13 protein-coding genes are annotated in these 8,032 nt (G+C 61.6%); 9 read left to right on the top strand and 4 right to left on the bottom strand.

The window, feature by feature from the left end:
* Window positions 1-125: 125 nt before the first annotated feature.
* Complete coding sequence (locus CKO36_RS18125) at window positions 126-1,073, top strand: NHL repeat-containing protein (RefSeq protein WP_200286316.1); 948 nt, start codon at window positions 126-128, stop codon at window positions 1,071-1,073.
* A 157-nt stretch (window positions 1,074-1,230) separates the two neighbouring features.
* A complete protein-coding gene (locus CKO36_RS18120) occupies window positions 1,231-1,365 on the top strand; it encodes a DUF3096 domain-containing protein (protein WP_200286315.1) in 135 nt (44 codons plus the stop codon).
* Here the strand turns inward: CKO36_RS18120 and CKO36_RS18115 are convergent.
* The 3 genes from CKO36_RS18115 to CKO36_RS18105 form a co-directional block, all read right to left on the bottom strand.
* Window positions 1,323-1,745 (bottom strand): hypothetical protein, encoded by a 423-nt coding sequence (locus tag CKO36_RS18115; RefSeq protein ID WP_200286314.1) that lies wholly within the window; start codon window positions 1,743-1,745, stop codon window positions 1,323-1,325. The genes CKO36_RS18120 and CKO36_RS18115 overlap by 43 nt on opposite strands.
* A 2-nt stretch (window positions 1,746-1,747) precedes the next feature.
* Window positions 1,748-2,254 (bottom strand): diheme cytochrome c, encoded by a 507-nt coding sequence (locus CKO36_RS18110; RefSeq protein WP_242469725.1) that lies wholly within the window; start codon window positions 2,252-2,254, stop codon window positions 1,748-1,750.
* 111 nt (window positions 2,255-2,365) lie between these two features.
* Window positions 2,366-2,992: a cytochrome b/b6 domain-containing protein gene (locus tag CKO36_RS18105; protein ID WP_200286312.1), complete on the bottom strand. Its 627-nt coding sequence runs from the start codon at window positions 2,990-2,992 to the stop codon at window positions 2,366-2,368.
* A gap of 235 nt (window positions 2,993-3,227) precedes the next feature.
* Here CKO36_RS18105 and CKO36_RS18100 point away from each other — a divergent pair, with 235 nt between their 5' ends.
* Genes CKO36_RS18100 through CKO36_RS18080 form a run of 5 tightly spaced genes read left to right on the top strand, consistent with a single transcriptional unit; the run spans window position 3,228 to window position 6,661 of the window.
* On the top strand, window positions 3,228-3,584 hold the full coding sequence (locus tag CKO36_RS18100; RefSeq protein WP_200286311.1) for a DUF1924 domain-containing protein: 357 nt from the start codon (window positions 3,228-3,230) through the stop codon (window positions 3,582-3,584).
* Window positions 3,585-3,602: 18 nt separating this feature from the next.
* On the top strand, window positions 3,603-4,193 hold the full coding sequence (locus CKO36_RS18095; protein WP_200286310.1) for a cytochrome C: 591 nt from the start codon (window positions 3,603-3,605) through the stop codon (window positions 4,191-4,193).
* Between the two features lie 41 nt (window positions 4,194-4,234).
* On the top strand, window positions 4,235-4,582 hold the full coding sequence (locus tag CKO36_RS18090) for a PepSY domain-containing protein (RefSeq protein ID WP_242469724.1): 348 nt from the start codon (window positions 4,235-4,237) through the stop codon (window positions 4,580-4,582).
* A complete protein-coding gene (locus CKO36_RS18085) occupies window positions 4,582-5,259 on the top strand; it encodes a response regulator transcription factor (protein ID WP_200286308.1) in 678 nt (225 codons plus the stop codon). The genes CKO36_RS18090 and CKO36_RS18085 overlap by 1 nt, the downstream gene beginning before the upstream one ends.
* A gap of 25 nt (window positions 5,260-5,284) precedes the next feature.
* A complete protein-coding gene (locus tag CKO36_RS18080; RefSeq protein WP_200286318.1) occupies window positions 5,285-6,661 on the top strand; it encodes a sensor histidine kinase in 1,377 nt (458 codons plus the stop codon).
* A 339-nt stretch (window positions 6,662-7,000) separates the two neighbouring features.
* Here CKO36_RS18080 and CKO36_RS18070 read toward each other — a convergent pair whose 3' ends face one another.
* Entirely contained in the window at window positions 7,001-7,186 is a 186-nt protein-coding gene (locus CKO36_RS18070) for a CPXCG motif-containing cysteine-rich protein (RefSeq protein ID WP_200286317.1), read from the bottom strand.
* Between the two features lie 151 nt (window positions 7,187-7,337).
* On the opposite strand from CKO36_RS18070, the gene CKO36_RS18065 reads away from it, so the two are divergent.
* A complete protein-coding gene (locus CKO36_RS18065; RefSeq protein WP_200286307.1) occupies window positions 7,338-7,703 on the top strand; it encodes a TusE/DsrC/DsvC family sulfur relay protein in 366 nt (121 codons plus the stop codon).
* 157 nt (window positions 7,704-7,860) lie between these two features.
* A partial coding sequence (locus CKO36_RS18060; protein ID WP_200286306.1) for a MerR family transcriptional regulator occupies window positions 7,861-8,032 on the top strand: 172 nt, incomplete at its 3' end.

The raw sequence follows: 8,032 nt of genomic DNA, 5'->3' as shown, positions 1-8,032 counted from the left end.
GGCATGCGCTGGAAAACCAAAGGCGCCGGGATTGTACTCAGCCTGCGGGCGCTGAGCCAAACGACCGGGCGCTGGCAACAATTTTGGCAGCGAATTGATCAATTCGGTGCCGCCTGTTTCGGGTGATGACATTATTCAAAGGCCGCACCCCTGGCAGTGTTTCTCAGTTCAATGCCCTTGATGGTTCAGCCATTTCTCCCGCGAGCGGCTACTTCGGTCCCTATCGAGTGCAGGCGATCGAGCCGGATGCGTTCGGCAATCTCTGGATGGCCAGCCTGGGCGATGAGAATGTGCGCGGCGGTAGTGGTGTCTGGGTGTTTCGCGATGGTAATCCCAGTGATGTGGTGTCCTCGACGGTGGCTTGGCAAAACGCGCCCTTTGGCGTCGCGCCTATTCCCGGACAAAGCGCCGCCTGGGTGACCTTCTCCGGCGGCTTGGCTGGAGAGCATCAAAGTTACATCGCGCGCTATGCGCTGGATCGAACCACCGGCACCTTGGAGCAGACGTTCATCGATCCAGTGGGAGATACCCTAAAAGTGGTTGCGGTGGACTACAGCGGCAACGCCTGGTTCGCCTCCCAGGGCACTGACTCAGTGTTTGCCTACAGTCCTGAAGGTGAGCGCTTGGGCGAGTTTACCGGCGGTGGCATTGATGGCCCCTGGGGGCTGACCGTCGATGGCGAGGGCAACATCTGGGTGTCGAACTTCGGCGACCTTGCGCTGAACAATCAGTTCAACAGCGGGCGATTGTCGAAACTCTGCGGCGCCAATCTCACCGCCTGCCCGCCGGGATTATGCTTGGGCGACCCGATCTCTCCTGCTACTGGCTACACCCTGCCGAGCGCTGGCGCCCCCGTTCTGCTGCCCAATGGCGATCCGCTCTACGGCCCGGGCTCGCTGCCGAGTTATACCCCGATGATGCGTCAAACCAGTGTGCAAATTGATGCGGCAGGCAATGTTTGGACCATCAACAATTGGAAACCTCGTTTCGACGTCGATGTCACCGTCAATCCCGGCGGTGATGGCATCGTGATCTTCGTCGGCTTGGCACCGCCGCCACCCGAGTCCCATTAGGCGACTAAGAACGAACGCCGAGCTTGGTGCTCCCCGCACATTGGCGTTCTTTTTGCATTACTTGGCCTGGGCCTGGTGCCCCAAAACGCCCTTCGACTCTGTACGGGGTGTCAGGCTGTTGATCTTCCATCGACGTCATTAAAAGGAGACTTTCGAAATGATCCATCCCTTGATTCAGCCGGTGATCGCACTGGTCGCCGGTATTCTGATTCTGGTTCGCCCAGCGCTGCTGAACTATGTCGTGGCGATCTATCTGATCCTGGTCGGTCTGATGGGGTTGCTGCGCATTTGAGGTAAATGCTCCAGGCGCTCGCGGGCGCTCTGAGGAGAGGCGTCGATCCCCTCATGCACCCGCAGCCCATTTAATGCGCATGCGCTGCCTTGGCGCGCGGGCATGCCGGCGCGGCGCCACAGGTCATCGCGCGGAATCTGCTTGCGTCCCGACCAGAAATACAGCCCGAGTCCGAGCGGGCCGGAATAGGCCACGGTGAGCAGCCAGACCCATTGCATCAGCCCGGCGATCTCCGGATTGGCGCGCTTGAGATCACGCATCAGCACCATGAGCGAGCCGACGACCAAGACGAGCCAGATCGCCAGGGTCAGCGGGCTCGGCTGACCAGGCGCGAAATGGATCTCCTGGAATGTTGTCGGTTGGCGTGGCTCGATGGACATGTTCAATCCGTCCAAGACCCAAAACCAGGAATGTCCACTTGGCTCTCGTCGAAGACGCCCTTCTCCGCGCCGATGTGGCAGCGATTGCACTGGCTAAAGCTGCCGACCTCGGGATTGTCCGTGACCAGACGCGCCGGAACCTGATTGTGCTTGCGGACGAAATAGGGCGTCTCGGTGATGCGCGGCAGACTGGCGTCGGATCGCGCCGCGCCGGGCACGGCAAACGCCAGCTCGCGGATTCGCGCGGATTTGTCAGCCGCGTTAGTCATCAGATAAGCCCGCACCTCTGCGACCAGGTTCTCCGGTAACCAGGCGTCATCGCCATAGTGATTGGCGAGTGACGCGGGTGCCAGGATTTGCTTCCAGGAGTCCGCCGGCAGGACTCCAGGTGGATAAGCCAGGTGACAGGAACCACACTCCTCGAGATAGGTCGGCTGGATGGCTGGCGCAATGTTCGGAAACTTCCGCAGCCAACCGCGCCAATCGCGCGTCTCACCGTCTGCGGCCATCACGGCCATTCCGACCGCGACGAGCCATAGACTTGTCAACACAAGCAAGGGGATAGAAGAATGTTTTAGCATGGTATCGAGGCTCCAGCTCCAGCGAAATGCGGGAGGCATTTATTGAATCTCCGCGCGCTTGTAGCCGCTGATCATGCTGCCGATCAGGTTCTCGCGATGCAGCAGACTGGAGACGAGCACCCCAACCACGTGAATCAGGATCAGACCGAGCGTGACATAAGCAAACACCTCATGGCTCTCTTCCAAAACATCACCCAAGACGGGTGGCAGACCACGCATCATACCGGCTAGTGGACCGGCGAATTCCTCGGCGCCATAAAGCGCCAGGCCGCTGATGCCGGTGGCGGCGACACTGATCAAGAGCAGCACAATCATGGCCCCACCCGCCGGGTTGTGGCCCAGATAACGCGGCGCCCGCAAGTGCACGACAGCGCGCAGATACCCAAGCACGGCGCCTGGACTGCGGACAAAGTCGCTGAAACGTGCATGGCGCGTGCCGATTAACCCCCAGACCAGGCGTACACTAATCAGGGCGAGCACCAGATAGCCGGCCCAGACATGGATGCCGAGCAGATCGTCCTCGACGATGAAGGCGGTGGCAAATCCAGCCACCAATGACCAATGAAAGATCCTGACCAGCGGATCCCAGACGCGAACTCGCTTGGGGGCGTCGCTTTCGGGGCCATGGGCAAGGGGGGCGGTGTCATTTGGTTCTTCGTTCGACATGCTTGGGTTCTCCGGTTCAGGTTGGATGCTCAGTATCTCGGTTCAGGCGTGTCGGCGCCTTGGCCGGGAACATTCACGAACAGCGAGCGTAACCAAGCGCGCCTGACCGAACGCTGACGAGGGCTGTCAGCCTTTTGTCAGGGTGCTCTCGCTAGGCTGTCGGCACAGTCCACAAGGACTCCTGGAAAGCCTTGATAAGAATCAGGCTGATTGCCAACCAACGGAGAACCGAGACATGAAACGACACCTCGCCACGGCCCTGCTCAGTGCCAACCTCCTGATCCTGCCTGCCATCCCCTGGGCGGCCGACCCAGTCGCTGGAGCCGCAGGTTGGATCAAGGAATACCCCCAGACCGATGGTTCCAAGCCGCGCAGTTGTTCCACTTGTCATGGCCGCGATTTAACACAACCGGGGCAACATGCCAAGACCGGAAAGGTCATCGAACCCATGGCCCCCTCGGTGAATCCACAGCGCCTCACCGATTCCGCCAAGATCGAAAAGTGGTTGCGGCGCAACTGTCGCTGGACCATCGGGCGCGAGTGCAACGCCGCCGAAAAAGCTGATTTCATCGCCTACATCAAGACCCAATAAGCCAGGAGAATCGACCTCATGAACCCCTTTGCATGCCAATCTGTTCTGACACTGTTGCTCACCAGCACGCTGGCCATGAGCAGCGCCCACTTGGCGTTCGCCGATGATGATGACGACGAAGACGATGAGCACGAACACAAGAGAAACAGCTTATTCGAGTCGCGCCTGGCGCCGGTCGTCAACGCGACCTATAGCGAAGAGTGCGGTTCTTGCCACATGGCCTATCAGCCCGGTCTGCTTCCGCCACGGGACTGGGCCCGAATCATGGCGCCGGATGCACTGATCAACCATTACGGCGACGATGCCAGCCTATCCGAGGCACTGCGCGCCGAGATCAGCGCCTTCCTGGGGGCCAATGCCGCAAATGTGGCACGGTCAATGGTCCCAGGCGATGCTAGCAACACGGGCGCGGTCTCTGGTGGTCTGCCCCGCATCACCGAAAGCGCCGATTTCAAGCATGAGCATGACGAGATACCGGCTCGCCTGGTGACGGGCAACCCAGAGGTCAACAGCTTCAGCCAGTGCAACGCCTGCCATCAAAAAGCCGCCGAAGGCAATTATGACGAACGCTGGATCGACATTCCGGGTCATGGTCCCTGGAGGGATTGAACCCGAGCGCAACGCGCGACACCATGACGGGACGCTCAATCATGCACCCTGCCATCCTCATTGGCCTACTGAGCCTGCTCCCTCTTCAGGCTGGCGCCGACGATCAGGTGGATGACGCCGGATCCAGCAGGTATGAGCTGCGGCGGGATCACCAGCGCGCGCGCGCGGCCCGCCTGCGCGGCGAGATCCTGCCGATCGCCGAAATCCTGCATCACATCAGCGAACAGGTGCCGGGCGAGGTGATCGGCATTGAACTAGAACGCGAAACATTTGGCAGGCAGCGGGTCTGGATCTACGAACTCAAGATCCTGACCCCGGATGGGCGCCGATTGGAGGTTGAGATCGACGCCCGGGATGGTGAAATCCTGGAATTGGAGGGCAACGACTGATGCGCCTGCTTCTAGTGGAAGACGATGATCAGGTCGCCGAGACGGTGACGGCCAGTCTAACGGCTGTCGGCTTCCTGGTTGAGCGCGCGCGCGACGGGCGCGAGGCCTGGTTCATGGGTGATACCGAACCCTATGTTGCCGCCATCCTCGATCTCGGGCTGCCCAGTCTCGATGGCTTGTCGGTGCTGCGTCAATGGCGTGCCGCCGGTCAGCGGCTGCCGGTGTTGATTCTGAGCGCGCGCGGTGATTGGACCGAGCGCGTTGAGGGCATCGAGGCTGGAGCCGATGACTATTTGCCCAAACCCTTTCGGCTCGAGGAACTGCTCGCGCGCGTGCAGGCCCTGGTTCGCCGCGCGGCTGGTCAGCCGGCGCCCGTCCTCGTCCATGGCCCCTTTCGGCTCGATACCCGACGTCAGACCTTGAGCCGCGATGGGCTCGCCATTCATCTCTCGCCGCAGGAATACCGTCTGGTTAGCTATCTGATGCAGCAGGCCGGGCGCGTCGTCTCGCAACAGGAGTTGACCGAGCAGCTTTATGCGCAGGATTTCGAGCGTGACTCCAATTCGGTGGAAGTACTGGTCGGGCGAGTCAGGCGCAAGTTGGGTGCCGGGCTGATCCAGACCCGACGCGGTTTCGGCTATCTGATCGAGACAGATGACGACTCGCACGCCTCATGATCCAGAGACCCGGTTCCACCCGCGCATGAAACACCACTCGCTGCGCGCCAGGCTCTGGATCGGCGCGCTGATCTCAATCACCCTGGCCCTGCTGATCGCCTGGCTTGGGTTGGCGAATCTGTTCGAGCGCCATGTCGAGCGTCATCTCGGCGCTGAATTGGAGACACATCTCAATAAACTCGCCGCCGCCGTCGAGATCGCACCCGATGGTTCGCTCCGGCTCATCCAGGAACCGCGCGATCCAGCCTTTGCGCAGCCCTTGAGTGGCCGCTATTGGCAGATCGACCGCACTGGTCAAGCGGGTGTTCTGCGTTCACGTTCGCTCTGGGATGAGGTGATCGCCCTGCCGGAGGACGAACTGACCCCGGGGGTGGTGCATGCCCATCGCCTGCCGGGGCCGGACGGACAGTCGCTCATGGTGCGCGAGCGAAGCATCCGGGTCGGATCAGGCTCGGAGGCAGTCGAACCGCGGTTGATTCTGGCCCAGGATCGCGCCGAACTCATCCGTGCCCGTGCCAACTTTGCCGCCGACATGCGGCCCTATCTGGGGCTGATCGCACTCTTGCTGACCCTGGCCACCCTGATCCAAATCCACACCGGATTGGCACCCCTGGAAGCCCTGCGCCGCGAGATCGGCGCCATTCGTGACGGGCGTGCCTCACGGCTCGCGGCACGGGCTCCCGATGAGGTCCAGCCACTGATCGCCGAGCTCAACGCCCTGCTCGAAGCGCGCGAAAGCTCTGTCGAGCGGGCGCGTGCCTGGACCGCCGACCTCGCCCACGGACTCAAGACCCCGCTGAGCGTCCTGGCGGCCGACGCCGAGCGCCTGCGTCAAGCCGGCCATCCCACTCTGGCCGCAGACCTGGACCAACTCGCCCTGACCATCCGTCGGCGCGTCGAGCGCGAGTTGATCCGCGCGCGCGTGCGTTCCGGCCATCCCCCACACGCCGCGCGAACCGACGTGGTCGAGAATCTTGAGCGTCTGCTGCGCACACTGGGGCGCACACCCGCTGGCGAACGGATCGATTGGCGAATACTAGCCCCGGATCGGGTCGACGTGGCGCTGATGCCCGGGGATCTGCTCGAACTGCTCGGCAATCTACTGGAGAACGCCGCGAAATGGGCCGCCGAACAGGTCGATATCCGGGTATCGATCTCTACGGACGAACAGGTCGAGATTCAGATCGCGGACGACGGTCCCGGTGTTACGCCCGCGCACTGGTCGCGACTCGGCGAGCGCGGTCTGCGACTCGACGAGCGTCAGGCCGGCACGGGGCTCGGGCTGGCCATCGTGCGCGACGTGGTGGAAGCCTATGGCGGTACACTTGGCTTCGGTCGCGCCGAGTTGGGCGGCCTGTTAGTTTGGGTCAGACTGCCCAGCGGATCTCCCAAAAGCATTTAATGTTCGGTCGCGCGTTGGGTGCAAGCGGAGTGTCGAGCCTGTCGGGGACACTCACAACGCCTGCTCGGTATGGCGCCGCGCGCGATCGGCGAGACCTTCGCGCGCTGGAACCAAGGCGTGCTGGACTCCTACCTGGTCGAGGTCGTGCTCGACGCCGCCGGGCAGAAGGGTACCGGCAAGTGGAGCAGTATCAATGCCTTGGAGTCGCCATTTCAGCGCAGCTCATTGAAGCTCGGCGGGGTAGAACGTAGCCGCCGCGACAGGGTCCCCGCACCAATCCACCGCACGTCGGACTGGCGTGGGGGATATCCACCATCACGGGTTCAATGCAACCGATCATTACTCGTCATCGCGCCGGGCGTGCCAGCGCACCAGGTCGCCGCGGCCATCCCTCTCAACGGCGAACTCGATCGGCCGGCAACAGACTGGACAATCCTCGATATAGCCTTGGCAGTCCCAGTCATCGACCTCGGTCGCGATGGTTTCGCCGCAGTACGGACATTGCACGAGGGTTTGTTCAAGCATGATTAATACACCGGATCAATGGACGGGTGGATCGATCGCTGGCTGGGCACAGGCAATCCGGGTGCCAGCCGCCTGGTTCAACCGGGTGTCCGGCATAGGGGTTGCTTGACCAATGGTATTCGATTCAATCAAGCACAGGAGGATAGCAACCATGGCAGATGCACAAAAGATCATCGACAATCCTGACACGACGAGCCCGCGGCGTCCCGACCGCGAAGTCGAGTTTCAAGACTGGACACGCCATCAGGGCGAACGCACCGCCGAGTCGCTTGGTATTGCAATGAACGACGAGCATTGGCAGGTGATCGAGATATTGCGCGGCCATTATCTCGAACATGGTATGCCCGCGAGTGGTCGGGATCTTTCCGATCAGCTTGCCGCCGAATTCGCCGCACAGGGTGGGCGTCGGCATCTGCGCCGCCTGTTTCCAGAGGGGCCGGTGCTGCAGGGGCTCAAGATCGCCGGTCTGCCTATTCCGCCTCACACCCAGGACGAAGGTTTCGGTGTCGCCCGCTGAACGAAACGCTGATTCATGCAACAGAAACCGGGTTGGCGCTCCTTGAGCAGATCAGGGACCGATCCGGCCACCGGGCAGACCACGGGCAGACCATCAGATACAAGGAGTAATTAACAGTTGCTTGATTTCTTCCTAGAGCTGTCTATAATTATGCAATATGAGCAGCTACTACAGCATCGGAGAATTTGCCAAGCGGATTGGTCGCTCGGTGCAGACCGTGCGGCGCTGGGAGCGCGAAGGGAAGCTCGCGGCCAAGCGCCATCCGTCCGGGCATCGCTATTTTGACGAAGCGGATGTGCGCCTATTGACGGGTGGCGCTCCGGAGAAAC

The organism is Rhabdochromatium marinum, assembly GCF_016583795.1.
GTDB classification, from domain to species: Bacteria; Pseudomonadota; Gammaproteobacteria; order Chromatiales; family Chromatiaceae; genus Rhabdochromatium; species Rhabdochromatium marinum.
Note: the sequence above shows the minus strand (reverse complement) of the source record. Positions and strands in the feature narration are given on the sequence as shown.